The sequence below is a fragment of the Roseimicrobium gellanilyticum genome (assembly GCF_003315205.1).
GTDB classification, from domain to species: domain Bacteria; phylum Verrucomicrobiota; class Verrucomicrobiia; order Verrucomicrobiales; family Verrucomicrobiaceae; genus Roseimicrobium; species Roseimicrobium gellanilyticum.
In genome coordinates, this window is record NZ_QNRR01000023.1 from 1 (window position 1) to 21,618 (window position 21,618).

At 60.9% G+C, this 21,618-nt stretch carries 16 protein-coding genes; 9 read left to right on the plus strand and 7 right to left on the minus strand.

All coding sequences use genetic code 11. The features are described 5' to 3' along the window. Positions 1 to 228: 228 nt before the first annotated feature. The 3 genes from DES53_RS31825 to DES53_RS31835 form a co-directional block, all read right to left on the minus strand. Positions 229 to 903 carry an FMN-dependent NADH-azoreductase gene (locus tag DES53_RS31825; protein ID WP_113962385.1) on the minus strand — a complete coding sequence of 225 codons (675 nt, stop codon included), beginning with the start codon at positions 901 to 903 and terminating at the stop codon, positions 229 to 231. A gap of 269 nt (positions 904 to 1,172) precedes the next feature. After that, positions 1,173 to 1,553 (minus strand): winged helix-turn-helix transcriptional regulator, encoded by a 381-nt coding sequence (locus DES53_RS31830; protein WP_113962386.1) that lies wholly within the window; start codon positions 1,551 to 1,553, stop codon positions 1,173 to 1,175. 64 nt (positions 1,554 to 1,617) lie between these two features. Then, a complete protein-coding gene (locus DES53_RS31835) occupies positions 1,618 to 1,953 on the minus strand; it encodes a hypothetical protein (RefSeq protein ID WP_113962387.1) in 336 nt (111 codons plus the stop codon). 136 nt (positions 1,954 to 2,089) lie between these two features. Here DES53_RS31835 and DES53_RS31840 point away from each other — a divergent pair, with 136 nt between their 5' ends. From DES53_RS31840 to DES53_RS31870, 7 genes are all read left to right on the plus strand, one after another. Beyond that, a complete protein-coding gene (locus DES53_RS31840; RefSeq protein ID WP_113962388.1) occupies positions 2,090 to 2,902 on the plus strand; it encodes a hypothetical protein in 813 nt (270 codons plus the stop codon). 32 nt (positions 2,903 to 2,934) lie between these two features. After that, positions 2,935 to 3,579: a flavin reductase family protein gene (locus DES53_RS31845; RefSeq protein WP_245958310.1), complete on the plus strand. Its 645-nt coding sequence runs from the start codon at positions 2,935 to 2,937 to the stop codon at positions 3,577 to 3,579. Positions 3,580 to 3,642: 63 nt separating this feature from the next. After that, entirely contained in the window at positions 3,643 to 4,074 is a 432-nt protein-coding gene (locus tag DES53_RS31850; RefSeq protein WP_113962389.1) for a DUF5069 domain-containing protein, read from the plus strand. A 111-nt stretch (positions 4,075 to 4,185) separates the two neighbouring features. Then, complete coding sequence (locus DES53_RS31855; RefSeq protein WP_113962390.1) at positions 4,186 to 4,920, plus strand: Bax inhibitor-1/YccA family protein; 735 nt, start codon at positions 4,186 to 4,188, stop codon at positions 4,918 to 4,920. Between the two features lie 28 nt (positions 4,921 to 4,948). Beyond that, on the plus strand, positions 4,949 to 5,305 hold the full coding sequence (locus DES53_RS31860) for a VOC family protein (protein WP_113962391.1): 357 nt from the start codon (positions 4,949 to 4,951) through the stop codon (positions 5,303 to 5,305). Between the two features lie 72 nt (positions 5,306 to 5,377). Beyond that, a complete protein-coding gene (locus DES53_RS31865; protein ID WP_113962392.1) occupies positions 5,378 to 6,109 on the plus strand; it encodes a 3-keto-disaccharide hydrolase in 732 nt (243 codons plus the stop codon). Positions 6,110 to 6,301: 192 nt separating this feature from the next. Next, positions 6,302 to 11,038 (plus strand): PVC-type heme-binding CxxCH protein, encoded by a 4,737-nt coding sequence (locus DES53_RS31870; RefSeq protein ID WP_113962393.1) that lies wholly within the window; start codon positions 6,302 to 6,304, stop codon positions 11,036 to 11,038. Between the two features lie 11 nt (positions 11,039 to 11,049). Here the strand turns inward: DES53_RS31870 and DES53_RS31875 are convergent, their stop codons facing one another. The 4 genes from DES53_RS31875 to DES53_RS31890 all read right to left on the minus strand — a co-directional run bounded on the left by DES53_RS31875 (position 11,050) and on the right by DES53_RS31890 (position 17,874). Next, positions 11,050 to 12,204: a metallophosphoesterase family protein gene (locus tag DES53_RS31875; RefSeq protein ID WP_113962394.1), complete on the minus strand. Its 1,155-nt coding sequence runs from the start codon at positions 12,202 to 12,204 to the stop codon at positions 11,050 to 11,052. A 51-nt stretch (positions 12,205 to 12,255) separates the two neighbouring features. Beyond that, positions 12,256 to 15,234 (minus strand): protein kinase domain-containing protein, encoded by a 2,979-nt coding sequence (locus DES53_RS31880; RefSeq protein WP_113962395.1) that lies wholly within the window; start codon positions 15,232 to 15,234, stop codon positions 12,256 to 12,258. Positions 15,235 to 15,325: 91 nt separating this feature from the next. Next, a complete protein-coding gene (locus DES53_RS31885) occupies positions 15,326 to 16,057 on the minus strand; it encodes an RNA polymerase sigma factor (protein ID WP_211325767.1) in 732 nt (243 codons plus the stop codon). 53 nt (positions 16,058 to 16,110) lie between these two features. After that, positions 16,111 to 17,874: a tetratricopeptide repeat protein gene (locus tag DES53_RS31890; RefSeq protein WP_211325768.1), complete on the minus strand. Its 1,764-nt coding sequence runs from the start codon at positions 17,872 to 17,874 to the stop codon at positions 16,111 to 16,113. Positions 17,875 to 18,307: 433 nt separating this feature from the next. Between DES53_RS31890 and DES53_RS31895 the strand changes: the two genes are divergently transcribed. After that, entirely contained in the window at positions 18,308 to 20,059 is a 1,752-nt protein-coding gene (locus tag DES53_RS31895; RefSeq protein ID WP_113962397.1) for a hypothetical protein, read from the plus strand. A gap of 169 nt (positions 20,060 to 20,228) precedes the next feature. After that, complete coding sequence (locus tag DES53_RS31900; protein WP_170157581.1) at positions 20,229 to 21,533, plus strand: S41 family peptidase; 1,305 nt, start codon at positions 20,229 to 20,231, stop codon at positions 21,531 to 21,533. Positions 21,534 to 21,618: the final 85 nt, after the last annotated feature.

Here is a 21,618-nt window from a genome sequence, read left to right on the forward strand (position 1 = left end):
CACAACGCTCACGCACCCGGCGCAAACGCTGCGCGCTCAACTCAGAAAAAAACAGACAACCACTTCCGCGACTCCATTTATCTAACTAGACTTAACCATCTCAAACGCAACATCCTTTACGCCATTCCTCGCCAACTTCCCTTCATGGCATTGGGCTGAAGCCGAAGTGGGAAGCGCCTCCTGATTCGGATAAATCCGAAGCTACTTAATAAGGGCCGCCTCCCATCCTCACGCTGCAACAGCACCCAGCGCTTCCACCTCGTCCGCTGAGCTCCCAAGAATAACATCCAGCCGCTCCTGCGCCTCTGCCAGCGAACGCTCGAAGGCTTCCCCTTTGTGCTCTTCGAAATCCACGCGCACGGGTGTGATGTTCGAAAGGCCGACGAAGTGGAGCAGGGAGGTGAGGTGTGGCTCCAGGAAGTTCAAATGCTCATACGGCTCACCGGGGCCATAGCCGCCCGTGCCGGTGGAGGTGATCAGCACCAGTGGCTTCGGTGGAATCAGTGGTTGGTACGGATTTTCAGCATCGCCGGTGAAGTTGAAAGTGCGGCCCACGCGGATGATCTGATCAAAGAACGCTTTGAGCTGCGCAGGCATGCCGAAGTTGTACATGGGCACGCCCATCACGATCGCTTCCGCATCGAAGAGTTCATGAATCATCGCGTCGCTCTGCGCGAGCTCCAGATGCATCTCCGGTGTGCGTGCAGAAGCCGGCGTGAAAGCAGCGGCGATGAAGGACTCCGTGATCGCCGTGGGAGGATGCGTGCCCACATCGCGATCGACCAGTGAGGCGTTCGGATGACGTGCGAGCCACCCTTCCGCGAAATGCTTCGTGAGGCGGCGGGTGACCGAGCGCGTCACGCGCCCGCTGGCATTGATGACTAGCAGTGGTTTCTTCTTCATACGACTCCACGATGAGCCTGCTGAAGAGAGTTGCTTCGTCGCAAGATTGTGAGCGACTCACAGGAATGTGAGTGAGCAAGTGGCTGATGGGGGCTGCGAAAACCGAATCCGCGACCAGCGGTCGCAGCCACAGAAGCGCAGAGCACAGGGGAGCTGACTACTTGAAGGGACAAATAAACGCATAGCTGGCGGGCCAATGTGGCTACGACCGCTGGTCGCGGAGATGTCCGCCGCCACCCTGTCCCAGAACCAAGCCCACACGTACCTGCTCAAACCGGCTCGGCGGCTTCGCCCTCGGTCACCGCCTGTTTCTTTTGATGCTCGATGCCCCACTTCTCTAATGCATCCATCACATTCGAGAGCGCGCGGCCGTGCTTGCTTAGCGAGTACTCCACGCGCTGAGGCACCTCGGCAAAGACCTTGCGGTTCACAATGCCGTCCGCTTCGAGCTGGCGAAGCTGCACCGTGAGTGCCTGCGCCGTGACTTCTGGCAGGGCACTCTGGATATCAGAAAAACGTTTCCGCCCTGACTTCAGCTCAAAAAGAATGGAAGGCTTCCAGCGACCGCGGATGACGTCCAGGGCCGCGCGCACGGGGCAGTCATCGGCCAACCGGTCATGCTTCTGCTCGTAGTCGGAAAGCGGCTTCATGAGGCAAAGTAATCGTATCCTCCCCGGTGACAAGTCGCCGGGATATTCCGGCTCCTCCCATCCCTTACGCCAGCCACTGCCATACCGTCACTCCCAGGCCGAAGAGTCCTACCAAAACCTCCAGCCGCAATACGGAGGCTGTGGCATTGAGAAGCGTGTACGTCTGCCGTCCTTTGACCCAGCGCCATGCGCCGTAGAGAGCTACTGCCGGAAGACACACAGCAACGGGACCGAACACGATGGTTCCCCACGCTCGAGAACCGTCGGGCTGTAGCCGGTTGGCGATGGGCAGAACCACGCTGAGATAGCTCGCGGAGAGGACCAGGAGTGCCAGCAACTCGATCGAGAACAGCGGGATAAATCCGCCTTGCCTGGTATTGCGACGTGGAACGGATTTCATGGCAGGCAAGGTTCTCAAGGTAAGCCTATCACGAGAGAATCTGAGCCGTCGACCGTCTTCCGACTCTCACGAATTTGATCGCCTTCCGTGCAGATTTCATTGAATATCTCCACTCCCCCCAACCGTCTTTCCCCACATGACGATCCGCCACACCCTCGTGCGACTCGCTTGTATCTCGTCACTCACACTCGCTGTGGGGGACGTTTTCTCCGCCGACCAAAAAACTGAACCGCAGACCTTTGCTGAGCTCCACACGGAGAAAGGCCGCACCTTCGTGAATGCCAAGGTCATTGCCGTGGAGCCGGATGGACTGCGGCTCCAGCATGACACCGGCGTGAGCAAGGTGGCCTTCTGGGAACTGCCAGAAGCCGTGCGGAAAAACTATCCGCATGATCCGGAGAAGGCCGCTGAGTATGCCAGGGCGGCCGAGGCTGCAAACCGCGATGCCATTCTGGCGGCGGAGCAGGAGCGCTTGCGGACGGAACAAGCCGAGATGAAGCGCAAAGCGGGAGTCGCGCCGGAGGTCGAACTGGATACCGATGGCCCTCTCACCATCGAGCAGGTGAAGGCTCGCTGGCTCGTCTCGAACGCCGCACGTTCGCTGAACTATGGAGACCGCAACTACTCCTCGCGGGAGGCGGACATTGCCAGCTATCGACGGGATGTGCAGGCGGGCATGTACGATCGCGAAGCCGAAAAAACCGCGCTACGCCACAACTTCGAGTGGTATCTGAAAGAAGGACGCACGGAGCAGGCGGCACTGGTGCAGAAGCGTCTCGCCTCCATGGAGGATGAAGATCTGCGCCGCGAACAGATCGCCAGCATGGAAAGACTCGCCAAGTCTGTGGACCGTGCCGCACAGGGGGCGAACAGCGCCCTCATGTCCGAGCTCTCGAGCATCCGCCTCGAACTGGAACGCCTGCGTCTCGATAGGGATTCCCACCCGTAGGGAATCGGTGATACGTTCACCGACACACCCTCATGGCTGCCGCTCCCGATTCCGCCACCCATCTTGCCATCGATCCTTCCGCGCCCGGTGCGGAGATGGATCCGTATGATGTGCTCATCCACGCCGTGGCCCCGCGACCCATCGCGTTTGTTTCCACCCTCTCCAGCGACGGCAGGCCGAACCTCGCGCCCTTCTCCTTCTTCATGGCGGGTGGCGCCAATCCCCCGAGCATCTGCTTCTCTCCGAACACCAAGGACGACGGCACGCCGAAGGACACATTGCGCAACATTCAGGAGACAGGCGAGTTCGTGGTGCACATCGTGAATCACTCCATGGGACCCGGCATGTCGGCGACCTCGAAGCCGTTGCCGCATGGCGAGAGTGAGTGGCCTCTGAGTGGTTTTACCCAGATGCCTTCGCTGAAGGTGAAGCCGCCTCGCGTGGCGGAGGCGCCCTTCGCCCTGGAATGCCGCCTGCATCAAATCGTGCCGCATGGCAGTGGCGGTGATGCCGCGAACTACATCATCGGCGAGGTGGTGATGTTTCACGTAGCCTCCGAACTGGTGAGTGACGGAAGCATTGATACCACCAAGGTCGACTACCTCGCACGCCTCGGTGGCGCGTGGTACCTGCGTGCCACACCGGACTCGCTTTTCACGATGAAGCGGCCTGTCTGAACGAAGAGCCCTCCCTCACCTGCAGAGTTGACCACACTTGCGACTGCTCTTTTGGTGTCCTCCATGATCGACCCACCCCAACGCAGCCCGCGCGTGAAAGTCGGCGGACTCTTCCACTTCGGTCGCATGCTCGACAAGATCCGCGCCCACAAGTGCGGTGCCTTACCGGAAGAGTACCTGCCCAACCTGGGTCTCAGCCTGGGGCTGGATGGCAGGCTGTGCTCCTTCCTTGGCATCGCTTTCACGGACGTGTGCTCACGCGTCGAGCAGGGTGGGACGGACGAGGAGATTCTGGCGTGGTGCTGCGAGCGTTCCGGCTTCCAGCTCACGGAGGAGCGGGCACACATCTGGAATGAGTATGCGCGCAAGGTGGGCTGGAATGATCTTCCCGGCCGCTTTCTGCGGAGGGTGAAGGCGGAAGATGGACTCGCGGATCGTGACGATCTCGTCACCGCCTTTGAGATCATCGACTTCCGCGAGGGGCGTGTGAAGTGAGAGAGGCCTGCACAGCAGCCTTCAGCTGCTATGCCACCCCGGATCCCCGTTCTGATTTTTCCCTGTGCAGGTGCCTATTTCGCCGTATCATTCCCGATATCTTCACGTCTTATGAGAACTTCGAATCCCACCCTCTCAGATTCCACTTTCTCGAAGGTGGCCGCGGGCGTCACCAATCCCATGACCCTTCAGGGCACGGTGAACAAGACGGCCTTGCTGCTCATGATTCTGCTCGTGCCCGCAGCCTACACCTGGAATGCGACCATGGCGAATCCTGCAGCGTCAGGCATGTACATCGCCGTGGGAGCCATTGTGGGCCTCATCCTTGCCGTGATCACCAGCTTCAAGATGGAGTGGTCACCCATCACCGCACCTCTCTATGCGGCAGCGGAAGGTGTCTTTCTGGGAGCCATCTCAGCAAGGTACAACATGGTGTATGAGGGCATCGTGCTGCAGGCAGTGATGCTGACCTGCGGCACGCTCTTGGGCCTGCTCGCGGCGTATTCCATGCGGCTCATCAAGGCCACGGAGAACTTCAAACTTGGCATCGTGGCCGCGACGGGGGGCATCATGCTGGTGTACCTGGCGACCATGGTTCTCCGGATGTTCAACATTGATATCCCCTACATCCATGGCTCCGGCACCGTCGGTATCGGATTCAGCGTGGTGGTGGTCATCATCGCCGCATTGAATCTCGTGATGGACTTCGACTTCATTGAAAACGGCTGTGCCCAGGGCGCGCCGAAGTACATGGAGTGGTATGCCTCCTTTGGCCTGCTGGTCACACTGGTGTGGCTGTATCTGGAGATGTTGCGTCTGCTCGCAAAGCTGGCGGATCGGAAGTAGTGGCTGAACGCGCTTCCACCCTTTTTTTGTGAAGGCTTACAGCGTCACACCTGTCTTCCAGGTTTCAAATCTGGATGCCGCTTTGAAGCACTACACCGAAGTCCTCGGGTTCACCGAGGACTTTCGTTTTGGCGAATATGCAGGCGTGCGCATGGGAGACGCGTGTCTGCACCTGTGTGCCCACCGTATTCACAATCGGCCCGTGGGAGGCGGCACCACCTGCATCTTCTGTGATGAAGTGGATGACTACTGCGCAAGGATCAAAGCGCTCGGTGCGCACGTGAAGACTGAGCCACAGGACTATCCCTATGGCATGCGTGACTTCATGGTGGTGGATCCGGATGGGAATCATCTCAGCTTTGGGTGTGCGATTGGGGGAGGCTGAGAAAACTCAGATCTGGCGTTTTTCATATTTCCCCGCTGGAATCCTCGCGAAGCCTCCGTTTATCTCGCCCGCATGAAACGCACCCGCATTCTCTCGTTCTCCGCAGCCCTCGCGCTGGCACTCGTGTCCGTGGCCTCCGCGGACGAAGGCAAGGCCATCTTCAATGGCAAGGACCTCACCGGCTGGGAGGGCAATCCCGAGCTCTGGAGCGTGCAGGACGGCGCCATCACCGGCACCACGAAGGGAGCCACGCCCGAGGACAAGAAGAGCACCCTGAAGCACAACACCTTCCTTGTGTGGAAGGCGGGCACCGTGGGTGACTTCGAGCTGACCTTCAAGTACCGCATCGTCGCGGGCAACAGCGGTGTGCAGTACCGCAGCAAGGAGCTGGCAAAGGGCGAGCACGGCCCGGTGGTCAGCGGCTACCAGGCCGACTTCGAAGCTGGCAAGACCTACAGCGGCATCCTCTACGAAGAGAAGGGTCGCGGCATCCTGGCCAAGCGCGGTGAGAAGACCACCATCAAACCCGGCCCGGATGGCAAGAAGCCGGTCGTGGAGGTGGCTGGCTCCGTGGGCAACAGCGATGAAATCCAGGCCTCCATCAAGGCGGAAGACTGGAACGAGTACAAGATCGTCGCCAAGGGCAACCACCTCCAGCACTTCATCAATGGCAAGCAGACTGTGGACGTGACCGATGAAGACAGCGCGAATGCCCCCAAGACGGGCATCCTCGCCCTGCAGATCCACGCCGGCCCCCCCATGGTGGTGCAGTTCAAGGATCTCCTGCTCAAGGAGCTGAAGTAAACTGCCTCTCCTTGACCCATCTCCAGCCACAGTCGACTCGCGCGGCTGTGGCTTTTTTCTTTCCTTTTCCCGCCGACTCCGCAAGGCTGCTCGTCCTCACTGCGCTCCACCGAAAGGGTTTCGCAGTCAGGCCCGTTTCTCTCCACCCTCACGGCCCAACCGCGGGTCAATCTTTGTTTGAACCAAGACAGCATGAAACGATTCATCATCCCCGCCCTCACTCTGGCGTTCGGCGCGGCTGGCTTCCTCCAGTCGCAACTCCAGGCCGCCGATGCGAAGAAATCCATCGTCATGATTGCCGGCAAGCCGTCCCACGGCCCCGGTCAGCATGAACACAACGCCGGCGTGCAGCTCCTGGCCAAGTGCCTGAAGGAGAGCGGCCTTCCGGTCGAGCCCACCGTGCTCCTCAACGGCCAGTGGCCCACCCCTGAGGTACTGGCCAAGGCCGACGCTATCCTCATCTATTCCGACGGCGGTGGTGGACACCCGGCGCTGCAGGAGAACCGCCTCGAACAGCTCGACAAGGAGATGAAGCGCGGCGCGGGTTTTGTGTGCCTGCACTACGCCGTGGAGCCCACCATCCCGAAGGGGAACAAGGAGTTCGTCGACTGGCTCGGTGGCGCTTTTGAGATCAACTGGAGCGTGAACCCACATTGGGACGCGAATTTCAAGGAACTGCCGAAGCACCCGATCAGCAACGGCGTGAAGCCCTTCTCCACCAATGACGAGTGGTATTTTCACATGCGCTTCCGCCGGAACATGGAAGGTGTGACACCCATCCTGAGCGATGTGCCGCCGGACAGCACCATGAGCCGCAAGGACGGCTCCCACAGCGGCAACCCCGCCGTGCGTGAGGAAGTCGCGGCGAAGAAGCCCCAGCACGTCGCCTGGGCTGTGGAGCGTGAAGGTGGCGGACGCGGGTTCGGTTTCACCGGGGGCCACTTTCACAAGGGCTGGGGAAACGAAGATCAGCGCAAGCTGGTACTCAATGCCATTGCCTGGGCTTCGAAGGCCGAAGTGCCTGCCGAGGGCGTGCCCTCCAAGGTGACTGAGGACGACCTCAAGGCCAACCTGGATCCGAAGCCCGGCCAGGGTCTTCCTGAGAAGCCCAAGGCTCCAGCCGCTACTCCCGCCCCCGCCGCGCCTGCCAAGCAGGCCGCGGCCCCTCAGGGCGGCGCGAAGCCGCTCTTCAAGAAGGAAATCAGCAAGGCGACCGGGGTGAGCGAGATCAAGGTGGATCTCGCTGGCGCGAAGGAACTGTACCTCGTGGTGCACGAGGGGGAAGATGGCATTGCGTGTGACTGGGTGAACTGGATTGAACCCACACTGGTGATGGAAGACGGCGCCCGCACGAAGCTCTCCGATGTGAAGATGAAGCAGGCCACCAGCGGCTGGGGCGGTGTGGTAATCAATCGCAACACCGGCGGCGGCGACATGGTTGTGGAAGGCTACACGCCCAAGAGCAAGTCCGGCCGTCTGCTGGGCATCGGCACGCACTCGAATTCCACCATCGCTTTTGATCTCCCTGCAGGAGTGAAGTCATTCGAGGCATCCGTCGCACTCGATGCCGGTGGTACGAAGCAGTCCCAAGATAACAAGGCCGTGGCCATGGTGTTTACCTCCGCTCCTGCCCCCGCCCTTGTGCAGGGTGGTTCCAGTGGTGGAGGCAAGCCCCATGGATTCGCCGAGGCCAAGGAACAGATGGATGGCTTCACCACGCCGAAGGGCCTGAAGGCCTCCCTCTTCGCCGCGGAGCCGATGGTGCAGAATCCGACCAACCTCGATATCGATCCGAAGGGTCGGGTGTGGATTGCCGAGAGTGTGAACTACCGTGCCACCATGAAGGCGTGGGGTATCCTGCGTCCGGAAGGCGACCGCGTGGTGATCGTGGAAGACACCAATGGCGATGGAGAAGCGGACAAGGAAACCACCTTCTATCAGAGCAAGGACGTCACGAATGCGCTCGGCATCTGCGTGCTGCCGAATCCTTCTGGGAAGGGTACCCATGTGCTGCTCAGCGCTTCACCCAATCTCTGGTTGCTGACCGATGCTGACGGCGATGACAAGGCGGAGAAGGCCGACATCATTCTCAAGGTGGGCGGTAACTTCGACCACGATCACAACTTGCATGCCGTCGTCTTCGGACCAGACGGGAAGTACTATTTCAACTTCGGCAATGAAGGCCGGAAGCTGATGTATCCGGACGGCACGACCGTGGTGGATCTCACGGGCCGCGAAATTACCGATGGTGGCAAACCTTACCGCCAGGGCATGATCTTCCGCTGCGACATCGATCTCAACGCAGCCAAGGTGAGCAAGGTGGAAACACTCGCGCACAACTTCCGCAACAACTACGAGGTGTGCGTCGACTCCTTTGGCGCGGCCTGGCAGTCGGACAACGATGATGACGGCAACAAGGGCGTGCGCATCAATGCCATCCTCGACTACGGCAATTACGGCTATACGGACGAACTCACCGGCGCAGGCTGGCGCACCGAGCGCACCAACATCGAGACGGAGATTCCTCTTCGTCACTGGTACCAGAATGACCCTGGTTCCATCCCGAACCTCCTGCAGACCGGCAGTGGCTCACCCACGGGCATCCTCATCAATGAAGGCACTGCGCTCGGGAAACAGTTCGCCGGTGAGCTGATTCACTGCGATGCCGGTCCCCGTACCGTGCGTGCTTATCCCGTGAAAAAGTCTGGCGCTGGCTACACAGCGGAGATGGTGGACATCCTCACCACGAACGACACCTGGTACCGTCCCGCAGATGTGTGCATCGCGCCGGATGGTTCACTCTTCGTCGCGGACTGGTACGACCCAGGTGTGGGTGGTCACAACATGGGTGATAACATCGGGGACAAGATCCGCGGACGCATCTACCGCGTGGCTCCAGAAGGGCTGGCGTGGAAAGTCGCTGCTCCGGATTTCAACAGCGTGGCGGGATGCATCGAAGCTCTGAAGTCTCCAAACGGCAGCACCCGCTACGTCGCCTGGAACAAGCTGTATGAAATGCTCCAGGGTCCCGCGATCACCAAGACGGTGACCAAGGACAAGGATGGCAACGAAAGCGTGAGCATGAAGCTCGACACGGCGAAGGGGGCGGTGAGCGACGCGGAGAAGGCTCTTCAGCAGCTCTACACGAATGGGACCTCCCGCCAGCGTGCGCGTGCATTGCACCTGCTCATCCGCATTCCTGGCAAGGCACGCCAGTACCTTGACCCTGCACTGAAGGATGGCGATGCGGATATCCGTGCCACAGCCGTGCGTGAGTTGCGCCTCGCTTCCATCCTGGTGTCAGCAGAGGCTCCGAAGAGCAGCGTGGCGGGCACCTTCCCGCATATCTTCAAGAGCGGTGAAAACGCTGCGGATGTGCTTGGTGCGCTCGTTGCCGGCGAATCAAACAAGCAGGTGCTGCGCGAGTATGCCATCACCCTGCGTGTGGTGGAGCCGCCACAACCTTCCACCAGCACGCAGCTGGAGAAGGAGAACCCCGCCAATGGCAAGCCCGGCAAGGTGGAAATCGTCGACGCCGCTGCCGTGGACAAGGTCCCTGCGGTGTGGATTGCACTGGCGAAGAAGCACGATGGCAACGATCGCTGGTATGTGGAAGCACTTGGCATCGGGGCCATGGGCCGCGAAGACGCCTGCTTGACGGCGTGGCTGGATGCCGTGGGCAAGGATGGCTGGAATGGTCCTGCAGGCCGCGACATCGTCTGGCGCATGCGCAGCAGCGCGAGCGCACCACTGCTGGCAGCCCTCCTCACGAACGCGAAGTCGGATGAGACCAGCCTTCCGCGCTACCTGCGGGCGTTTGACTTCATTCCCGCCAGTGAAGAGAAGAACGTCGCCCTGCTGAAGGTTGCCACTGGCAATGAGAAGCGCATCGCTGTAGCGGGAGAGGCGCTCAAGCGTCTGCGTAACACACCTTACAAGGACAAGCCGGAGGTGCAGTCGGCATTGGAAAGCGCTCTCGCATCTGCGAAGGGCACTCCAACCTACATCGAGATGGTGGAAGATTTTGGTATCACCGGAAAGAATGCGGAACTGCTCGAAGCCGCGCTGAAAGACATCAAGGATCCACGTGCGCAGGATGCCGTGAAGCTCCTGCTCAAGCAGCCGGAGGGCCGCAAGCTTCTGGGTGACACACTCGCAGGCAAGGATGCGGAGAACCTCATCGCGCTGCTCGGTGCGAGCGGCGACAAGGGCGCGGTGAAGCTGCTCAGCGACATCGTGACGGATGCGCAGCGTGATGCTGCTGTTCGTTCCGGTGCGGTGAAAGCCCTCTCCCTGAGTGTGCCCGGTGCTACCGCGATGGTTGAGATGTCCGAAGGTGCCAAGTTCCCCGAGGACATGAAGGCGAACGCCGGCACGGCTCTCAGCATGGTGCAGTACCCCGGCATCAGTGAGCGCGTGGCCAAGGCCTTCCCCACACCGCAAGTGGCCGGCGGCAAGACGCTTCCGCCCATCGCGGAACTCGTGAAGCTGAAGGGCGATGTCGCGAAGGGCAAGGCCATCTACGCGAAAGCGGAGAGCTCCTGCACCCTGTGCCATCGCATTGGTGACACAGGCGCCGAATTCGGCCCTGGCCTCAGCGAGATTGGCTCCAAGCTTGGCAAGGATGTGCTCTTCGAATCCATCCTCAATCCCAACGCCGGTGTGAGCATGGGCTTCGAAACGTGGAGCATCACCCTGAAGAATGGTCAGAGCGCGATGGGCATTGTCCGCAGCGAGACGAATGACCAACTCGTGCTCGCCCTGCCCGGCGGCGTGGCGAATACGTTTGAGAAGCGCCTCATCGACAAGCGCGAGAAGCTTCCCATGTCCATGATGCCCACCGGCCTGCAGGCCCTGTTCTCGCAGGATGATTTGGTGAACCTCGTGGAGTACCTCGTGAGCCTGAAGGCGAAGACGGTGAAGAAGTAGGACGGTCGTCGTTACGCTTTCAGCACCTTCATCAAATCCACCTCCCGCCAGGCTTCTCCTGATGAGCCTGCGTGCATGCGCAGGCTCACTTGCTCACCCTGCACGCGCACCATGGCGAAGCCGGGGAGATCTGCATAGGCGAACTGGCTCACCCACGGGCGCTCCGCATCGTACACCGCACGGCGTTGTGGTTCGGTGTCAGGTGAATGTTTGGGTTCCACTTTGATTTGATCGCCCGTGTAGTCTTGAGCGCCGAGTTCATCCTTGGCCTTCACCGCTCCGGGGGAGATCACGCTGCTCACGGCTACTTGCACGAACCGGCCACCGCCCTCCGTGCGTCGCTGCAGGGTGCTGTACTTGTGAATGTGCCCACCGAGTACGATTGTCTCACGGCGTCCGAGCAATGTGAGGAGCTTCTCGCGACTGGTCTTGTCCTTCGCATAGAGATTCCATGTGGCTCGCGCGCCATAGGGCACCACGGGTGGATGAATGACCACACAGACATGCCGGCGAGTACACGCTGCTAGCGCGGCTTCGAGCCAGCCCAAGCTCTTCTTCGAGTAGGCGTCGAAGAAAAGAAAATGCGCATTGCCATGCGTGATGGCATAGCAGGCGTGGTCCGGCTCGAGCTTGCCGGCAAAAGGCGCCGCAGCGGTATTCAAGAAGGGATGGAACACATCGCGAAAGGCTTCTTCCGAACCAGGGCCGGTCACATCGTGATTCCCTTTGGTGAAGAGGAACGGGGCGCCGAGTGCCGCATCCTTCACAAACGCCAGGGATTCCTCGTTCTGCTTTCGAGCGAGCGCCTCACTCCCACACAGTCCCTCCACCAGGTCGCCGACCTGAAGTACCAGGGTCGCCTTGTCCGTGTGCACCTGTTGCTTCACGGCGGAGAAGAGCTTCGGCATGACTGCGCTCGTCAGTTCGCTGTAGCGCAGGATTTGCGAATGGTCTGGCTTTCCACTCGCCGCGAGCCACTGGAAATCGTGATGCTCCAGTCGATCAAAGTGGAGGTCGCCCAACAGGGCAAATGTGAAACCGGGCTGTTCCTGCGTGGCGGCGGACACGTGCTGGATTCCCATCGCGCCTGCCGTCATGCCTACCGCGCTGCGAAGGAGCTTCCGTCGTGTCCAGCGATGTCCTGAGGTGCAATCAGATGCGCGCATGCGTTACGAACGCATGCGCACCGCCGACATTGCAGGAGATGTGCACCTGTCTCAATGAGGAATCAGGCGCGTGCCTGACACCCAGTCATGGATGCCACGCATGGGGCGGACGATGGCCCATACTCCCGCGGCCACCCACAAGGTGAAGAGGCTGGCAAACAGCCAGGCGAGTTGTGGAGCCATGGACTTGTCGTGCTGATGTGCCGCGCCTGTTATCATCAGAAGGAGCACCAGTGGGACCCATGCCACCAGCGACCGCCAGAAGAGGCGCAGGCGGCTCGCGGGCTTTCCGTGGCGGTTGACCAGGGCGATGCCAAACATCCGGAAGCCTGCGCTGGTTCCGAGGAGCAGCATGGAAACGGCATTCACTGTGGCTGCGAATACCATCACGACTCCGGCCACGTAGAACAGAAGACGGGGATCGTGAGGTGCGGTGCCTATCTCCAGCATCTGGGCGTTCAGCTGTGTTTTCGCTGATTCCAGTTCTGCCCCGGTCATCCCGGCATTGTCTCGCACCGCAGCCCGCGCCAGATCCCGCTGCTCGTCTGTGAATACATCCGCGGTGATTTCGGCGAACTTGGGCTCCTCAATCAATGCCTTGTGAGCGGCAACAATCCGCGCGGCGTCGTGCATTTGCTTGTCGGTCCAATGAGGCGGGCCTTCTCGCATGGCTTCATAGGCGGTCACCAGAAGAGGCAGCTCCGCGTGAGCAGAGTGCTGTTGCTGGAAGGCCTCAACAGGGCGTTTGAGCTCCCACAGGGCGAAGCCGAACAGCATCAGGCATGTGAGAAGCGCCCCGGGCAGCAATGCCAGCGAGGCAAACCTCCGGCGGCGGGAGATGGCGGCAGAGCGGCCCATGAGGGACTGGAGATTCCCCTGCACGAAGCTCAGACGATCCATGGCTCCGGTGGAGAGCTTCGAGAGAAAGTCCTGCGCATGGAGTGGGATGCTGGCAGGATCGAGCAGTCTCGTTGCCACAGCATGCAGGAATTTCTCCGCAGTCGCCGCGTTGCTGACATGGTGGGAAGTCTCATCCTCCTGACTGATCATCACGTGCCCGTGATCCTGCCAGGGATCATCCAGCAACACGGCACGGCCATCCGCGGTCAGCCAGACATGGGCAAAGGAGAGAGAGGCAGGGAGTGTCCCGTCCCGCAGAGCAGCGTCCATCTCCTGCGCGAGGTCCTGCAGCCAGTGCCGCACGGTGCTCCAGGGCTGGGATTGCGGTGGCATGTAGATGAGAGCACGGCCTTGGGGTGCTTCATACGCATCCCATCCACCGCCTTCCGCACGCACACCTCCCAGCCAGCGAAGGCGGGTGGCGCGGCTGGCATGCCTGCGCGGTTCGCTGATCGGAAGTGCCGTGCCTTCGCAGGAACGTATCCACACACGCCGGCGTAGGACGTCATCATATCCCTCGAGATACGAGGCGGCCCCCGTCTTTGTCTGGTTGATCAGGTAGGGCCCGAGGCGCTCGCCACGTGATGGGGCGGCCTCTTCTACCACCACGGCAAGGCGTGGGCGCACCGGGGTCTTGGGCCGCACCACGACTCGGGTGCCGCTGAGGAGATCCTGCACCGTGGCATATCCGTTGGAGCGGCGCATGGTCACCAGGAGGAGCAGCCACAGGGGTGTGAAAATCCAGAACCAGATGGGGCTCCACTGCCGTTCCACCGCAGCCCGGTACTCTTCCGCTGAGGTGGTGAAGAAGATGAAGAGGTAGCCGAGGTTCAGACCCAGTGTCCAGCACAGGGCCCGCACCAGCGCACGCGGAATGCCGGGCACCGCCCCATCCAGGCGTACGACGCGGAGACCACAGAGCGCCTTGCCCGGGGACGTGCCCCAGATGCCTTCAGTGATGGTGTAGTACAGAATGTACACCGCCATGAAACCAAGAAGTAGGGCGAAGGATCCGGCGCCGCGGTCTGCGAGGAACTTGTCAAAAGCATCCCATCCCATCCAGATCCCAATGACCATTTCGGGGATCATGACGAATGTTTCATTCAGGAACTTGCCAACGAAACGCAGGCCCAATGGCGCTGGTTGCCGCACTTGCGAGCTGAAGGGCAGCAGGGCTTCCCGCAAAGCGGCATAAGTGGCGAAGCGATCCTCGCGCTTCTTTGCGAGGCAACGCATGATCACCTGCGAAAGATCCGGCGGCAAATCGGCACGCCGCTCCAGGGGCGGCTTGGGTGCGGCATCCAGCACCCTCGTCACCACGTGGATGACATTCTCTCCTTCAAAAGGGACACGCCCCGTGAGCAGTGCATAGAGGGTGGCGCCCACGGAGTAAATGTCCGCGCGTGCGTCCAGATCGTCACCACGCAACTGTTCCGGTGGCGCGAAGGAGGGCGTGCCCAACATCATGCCGCTGGCGGTGAGTTTCGTGTCCGTGCGCGCGAGCGTGGAGACAGAGAGGCCGAAGTCACCCACTTTCACGACTCCCTCCGGTGTGAGGAAGCAATTCGCCGGCTTCACATCGCGATGCAGCACACCAGCGGTGTGTGCTGATTCAAGGCCATCAATGATTTGCAGCACGGCGTCCACGGCCTCTCTCACTGGCAGCGGGCCGCGTCGTTTGAGTTCATCCTTCAGTGTGCCTCCGTCGGCCAGTTCCATGACGATGACGGGCGCACCTTCAATTTCCTCCGTGCCGAAGATGTACACGGTATTCGGATGACTCACCGAAGCTGCGAGCCGTCCTTCGCGCAGGAAGCGCTGACGCATTTCCGCGGTGTCCGGTGCCTGCCCGAGAATCTTCAAGGCCACGCGACGGCCGGTCGTGCGTTGCTCTGCTTCATAGACGGTGCCCATGCCGCCGCGGCCCAGCAGTCGCAGCACATGATAACCACCGAAGTCGCAAGGCAGATGCTGCAGCAGGGATTCCGCAGACTGCTGCGGCCCGGCCGCGGGTTGGGTGACATCCAGATCGCGCGCCGCATGGCTCAACAGGCAGGCAGGGCAGAGGGCATCATGGGCATCTGCGGGCAGCAGGGCGCCGCATTCGGGGCAGGTCTTCGAAGGTGTCATGGTGAATGGCAGATGGATTCACGCCCTTCCTGAAGAAACCAGTCACGTGAGTTACAAAGAAAACTCAAGATTCGCAAGAAACCGTTCCTGGTTACGCCTGCCGCAGAACAGCTACGAGATGCCGCATCTCCGCCTCCACCTCGGCTTCAGTGGCCACGGTTTGGGCAATCTCCTCGCGCAACACTTCGCGGTAACGCTGGCGCAGGCGATGCACCGCCACCTTGGCGGCGCCTTCGCTCATGCCGAGAGCAGCGGCCAGTTCCGCCGGGGGTGGACTTGAAGTGGAGAGCGAAATTTTCAGAACGGCAAAGCGCGTCGTATCGCCCTTTTGCTCATACTCGGCCTGTAGGTTTGCCATGGCTCGATCCATCAGCTCCAGTGCCCAGCGGCGATCATAGAGCGCATCGGGCTCCATGCTGTCCGAGGGTTCCAGCGCAAACCGCGCTTCCGCGTTCAGCGCATCCCACTCCAAAGCAGGGCGGCCTCCACCACGTTTTTTTGCGGAAGCACGGTCCCAGTCATTGGCCAGGAAGTGTTTGAGCGCTCCCAGCAGATAAGAACGGAACTTCCCCCGCGATGGATCGATTCCTGTGATTGGTCGTCCGAGGAGATCCGCAAAGAATGCCTGCGTGAGATCCTGCGCATCATGCGGGGCGTGACCTTTGCGCCGTACAAATGCGTAGAGGGGATACCAGTAGTCCCGGCACAGGGTGGCCAGGGCAGTGTGCATCTGCGTGGTGTCAGCAGCGCGTTGCGCGGCCAGCACCATGCTCCATCGCGTGGTGTGAAATTCTCTCGCTCCGGGAGCGATCGAGTCGTCCATGGCGAACACTCAGCCGCAATGACCGCCTGCCGTCAATCACGGCCGTGGTGGCGTCAGTTCGCTGCCGGAGGCGTGCCCGGTTTTTCTTCAGGCGGAGCGTTTGGCTGTGGCTTGGGTTTCAGTCCCAGTTCACTTTCGGCGCGTTGACGGATGGGTTCCTGCGGCGGATTCAGATCCAGGGCGCGCTGCCAGTATTCCCTGGCCTTGTCGGCATTGCCCAGCTTCTGATGTGTCTGCGCGATGTGATCCAGAATCTCCGCGTCCTCCGGAGTCCACTCCTCCATGAGTTTTTCAGCGCGTTCCAGTTCGGTGAGTGCCTTGTCATACTTTCCCTGGCGGAAGTACAGCCAGCCAAGAGAGTCAATGAAGGCCGGCACATCGGGGCGCAGTTCATTTGCTTTGCGCAGCAGGGTCTCGGCCTTGTCGAGGTGCTTGTCCTGCTCCACCCACATGTAGCCCCAGTAGTTCATGGTGGAGGCAGCGCTGGGGGGATTGTCCGGCGGAGTGAGATCCACGCTCTTCTCAAAGGCTTTCGCCGCCGCATCGAACTGCCCGCTGCGCTCCAGGGCGGCGCCCCAGGAAAAATGATAACCCGCATCATTCAGCAGATCCGGGAGACGGGTCTTGGCGAGCTTCGCCGTATCCTCAAACATCTTCGCGGCATCCGCGTGCTTCTTCACGGAGTTCAGCGCCAGCGCGCGGAGATAGCCCACCCGCGGCTCTCCCGGGTAGAGCTGCTGAGCACGCGCCGTGAAGCGCTCGAAACGTTCATCGTCTCCGGTGGACTCAATGTAGGTCGCGGCCTTGATGTAGTCATCCACATCGCCGCCACCCGCCTGCAGGGCGGCTTCAAAGTGCTCCGCGGCTTTCTTCGCGAACTCCTTGCGATCTTCTCCAAAGGCGGTGCGGCCGCGCTGCTCATACCTGCCGGCCAGCAGCCGCTGATGCTCCACATCCGTGGGATACGCCGAGACCAGAGCCTCCAGTGCCTTGAGTGAATCATCCGGCCGCTCCAGCGCTTCATAGAGACGCACGAGACGCTTGCGGGAGTCCAGGCTGCCGCTGCGTTGCACGACCCATTCACAAATGGTGGCGGCGCGATCGAGTTGATTGCTGAAAAGGAAATAATCCGCGATCCAGAGTTCCGCGGCCTCATCCTTGGCCTCACGCGCGCGCAGCATCGCCTTGTCAAAGAAGACATTCACCCGTGTGAGATGTTCTCCGCGCTGCTCGGTGTCTGCGAGAGGCCACACTTCTTGTGCGGCGCGGCCCAGGCGCAGCCAGTATTCTGCCTCCGTCACGGGTTGCTTCGCCGCTCGTTCCAGGGCCTCGGCGGCCTTGGCGCGTTCCTTCTGGGAGAGGTACAGGCGCACGGCGTTTTCGTACGCATCCGCGCTGTGGGGGAAGCGCGACATTGCCTCTGCGGCCGCTGTGGCCGCACGAGTCAGCAGGTCATTCTCCGCGCTGCTGTGGGTGAGTGCGAAGTTGGTGAAATTTACATAAGGCTGCGAGCTGGCAGGAGACGCCTTGATGGCATCCTCCAGCAGCTTCACCGCGGCTTCCATGCCTTGGTAGTTCAGCGCCATCTCAGCGATGTGCGCCACCAGGTCCGGCTCCGCGCCGCCCTTTTCAAGGAAGGCGAGGTAGTGCCCCAGGGCTTCGCGCATGCGTCCCTCATCCTCCAGCATGCGGGCGCTCACATAGTGGGCGTGGGCTTGAGCCAGTTTCTCCCGGGTGGGTTGCAGGGAAAGATCCGCAGCCACCGGCTCATTCGACTGCACATCGGCACGGGTGGGGGCTCCGTGCAAAGATCCCACGCTCAATAGGATACCAAAGCTGAGACCAGTGCCAAACCGAAGGCCTGGACGGGGGCGCGGGGACATCTTCATCGGGGGCATGAGGACTCTGACAACAAAGTAACACGGACTGTGCCACGAAATGTTTTCTAACGCGAGCATGTTTCGAGGCGCTTCTTGAATGAAAATTTTGGCGAAGGATACGGAGAATGTGCGACCAAGATCTCCCCTACCTATGGATACCGCACCCTCGATGCATATTGGCACGGCTGCCCGGACGGCCGGAATGCGCATTGATACGGGGAACTTTTCCCAGCTGGGAGCGAGTGTCGAATCCGAGCTGTGGGTGACGCGAAACTTTCAGTTACCAGACAGTTTCTCCAGTGAATGTTTGGAGAGCAGCCCCCGGCCCGCTGCATCTGGAAGATCGGGAAGGCATGGCTCATCAAATGTGATGGTGGCATTTCCTGCCGTTCCAGACGAGGACGCGCCCGTCGCTGCGTGGCATCTGGCCATCGCCCAATCTACCGGCATCGTATCACGTTGGCTTGCGAAACTGGGTCTTGAGGCACCCGAGGGCAGCCACTTTCTCTACGAGGAAGACTCCGCCACTCTGGCGGTGCGGACGACCGCCGAGCATCTTGCACTGCTGGAGCAGGTCTTTGCAGCCTACCGGCGGAAAGTGCCGCAGATGCTCGTCTTCGAGCTGGAGGTGCTGGAAGCTGCGGCCACGCTGGTGCGCTGGAGCCTCGCGGAATCCCAGGACAGGAAGGATCACTCGGAAGTCTTCAGCCATCTGCAGATGCTGGCGAATACCGGAGAAGTGAGATCCGTGCGTCAGATCCGTCTGGAAACCCGCTCCGGGCAGCGAGCAGTCTCTGAGTCAGATTTTGATGAGGCGGGTGGCTCTGCGGGAGCGGCCGCGCCTCTCTCCCGTGGCGCGCGTCTGGTGGTGGAGGCGGAGATCAATCCTGAGGAGCCCGACATCTCGCTGAAGATCGACTTCAGTTTCCTCTCTTCCACCGCAGGTACCAACGGGAATGGTGAGACGGCGGAAAAAGTGCGCCAATTGCGGCTGGTGACCAGCACGATGATGGGAGCGGGTACTTCACGCCTGCTGGCAGTCTGTGCTCCGGCACATGGCCAGAGCGGCCTGATGCAGGCCGCATTCCTCCGGGCGGAAATGGTGCCACTCTTGCCACTGGAGAATGCCCGGCTGGCAGATTGTCTTGAACGCCACGCCGCCGTGCCACCACTGGCCGCTGGCGCCGGTGACGGAGCTGGCGCGAAATCGCGCATGGAAGTGCGCGTCATCCGGATGAAGCCCGAGCTTTGCCCCTCCCGTACCGGCTTCTCTTCGGAGGCCCTCGTGCAGACGCTCAAGTACCACGGCGTTTCCTTTCCCGACGGCGCTCGTGTGGATCACCTTTTGCCAGTGTCCATTCTGGTGGCCAGGAACACGCCCCGGAATCTGGACACCATGCAGACTTTCCTGGAAGGCACGAAAGTGCAGCTCGCCAAAGTGGCAAACCTCACCCTGGAGATCGTGGAAGGGGAGACAAGCCTGATGCGTGGCTTCATGGGGCGCTCGCGCAATGTGGCAGATCACCGGGATTTCTGGAAAGAAGTGGAAGCTCTGGCCACCGAGGGCCGGATGCGATTATTGCGTACCGCGCGTCTGGAAGTCCGGCATGGGGAGAAGGGATGGTTCGCGGCTGGAAATGTGTCCAGTCCAGGGCCGGTGTCAGCGCTGGAGATGTCTTCAGGTGCAGCGGCGCGGACTGCGCCGAGTGTGGTGCGTAGCGGAGTGGTGAACCGGGACGGCGCCGCCAAGGGAACGCGGAATGGCATTCACCCGCCGAAGTTTGCCGCCCCCGCCCGTCTCATCGGAACCTGGCTGGAAGTGGCGCCTGTCATCAGTGGCAACAGCATGGATGTGGAGGTGGAGATTGAGCACCACTACATCGCTTCCACGGAGTTTCCTGCGAGGCATGGCGTGGCGGGATATCTCAGTGAGGCGGAGCACGCGCTTGCCAGCTACCGGCGCTTCCGCTGCAGTTCCTCCCTGGCTGCCAGACCGGGCATGGTGCGCCTCGTGGGTGTCTGGTCTCCTGAGGAGAGTATTTCCGATTCCGGCCGTTCCGTGATGCAGGCTGCCTTTTTGCGGGTGGACCTCGCATGGGCCAGGGTGGAGGAGCGTTCGTAGTTTGCGTCCATCGACTGAAACGGGCGCGGCGTTGGGATCACAGGTTTGAAAGACGCGGCAACTATTGCTCGACGGCACTGCTGAAACTCCGCTATAAACGCGGCGTTGGCTGGCACAGCGCAGGTGCCTCGGATGATTGCTTCACACCATGCATCGAGCCCGGATCTTCATGAACTTTCAGAGCACGTTCATCGCCGTGGGCCTGATGGCCGCTCATGCGGTTGGCGCGCAGGAAACGCCCAGGCCGTATGAAGCGGACGTGGCCTTTCTGCTGAAGGAGTTCGAGGCAAAAGCTGGTCCACTCCTGAAGAAGAAGGGCGTGGATTGGGCTGCCGTGAAGGTGGAGTGCACAAGGGCTGCGAAAAACGTGAAGACGGATGAAGAGCATCTCAAGCTGGTGATGCGCTTGATTGGCCAACTTCGAGATGGCCATGCGGGTATCCGCGACTCAAAGGTGAAGTGGCCGGATGAGTCGCAAGGCCGCAAGTATTCCGGACCGGGGATCATGCTGCTGATAAGCGAGGGCAAGGTGTATGTAAGCGCTGCTTATGATCGCGTGGCGGAACAAGGCCTGGGACCCGGTGCTGAGGTGGTGAAGGTCGATGGCATGCCTGCAATGGAATGGCTGCGCAAACGCGCGAAGGAGAAGCAGGACGAGGGTAGTGGCTACTCCACGGATCACCAGGCGCTGTATGCTGCCTGTCATTGGGGGCTCGCGGGCTGGGATGGCACTACGATTACATTTGAAACGAAGGACACGGCGACTGGCGCGGTGAAAGAGGTGAAACTGACACGTGGGGGCGGCACGAACTTTGTGCCCTCAGGACGCGTGTACAATCCGGTGGATCGCAAACGTGTGGGTAGGCAGACCTATGGCAAGACCGCGGAGGGATTCGGCTACATCCATCTCCGTGATGTGCCGGACGACCTGCCCCAGCAACTCGATCAAATGCTGAAGGATCTCGGCGATGTGCCCGGACTCATCCTCGACGTGCGCGCGAATGGCGGCGGCGCCTGCGATCACGAAGCCGTGTTCGGTCGCTTCCTTGCGAAAGGGCAAACGTGGAAGCAATACACCGGCGCAGGTGATCATCCCTACACTGGCCCCATGGTGGTGATCGTAGATGCCGGCGTGCGCTCTGCGGGCGAGACCATCGGCGGCATGTTCAAGGAGGATGGCCGCGCCTACATGATAGGTGACTCACCCACAGCGGGCACTTCTTCGCAGAAGACAGAGGTCACCACGCCCAGTGGATTGTTCACCATCCGATACTCCGTGGCGAGCAACATGGGCCGGTTCAATGCAGGCCGCGGTATCGAAGGCATCGGTGTGCCACCTCATGAAATTGTGCCGATGAAGGCGGAGGACCTGCGCAAGAAGGAAGACACCGAAGTGAAGCGCGCCGTGGAGCTGCTGCAGAAGGGATTTCCGAAGGGCGTGGTGGAGTATCAGCACACCGTGAAATGGGAGTGACGTGGGGCCGACCAACTCGCGGGCGCGGAGCCTCTTTTCCCGAAATTGCCGATTTGTGTACACCAACCGACAGCGTGTGCGTGTT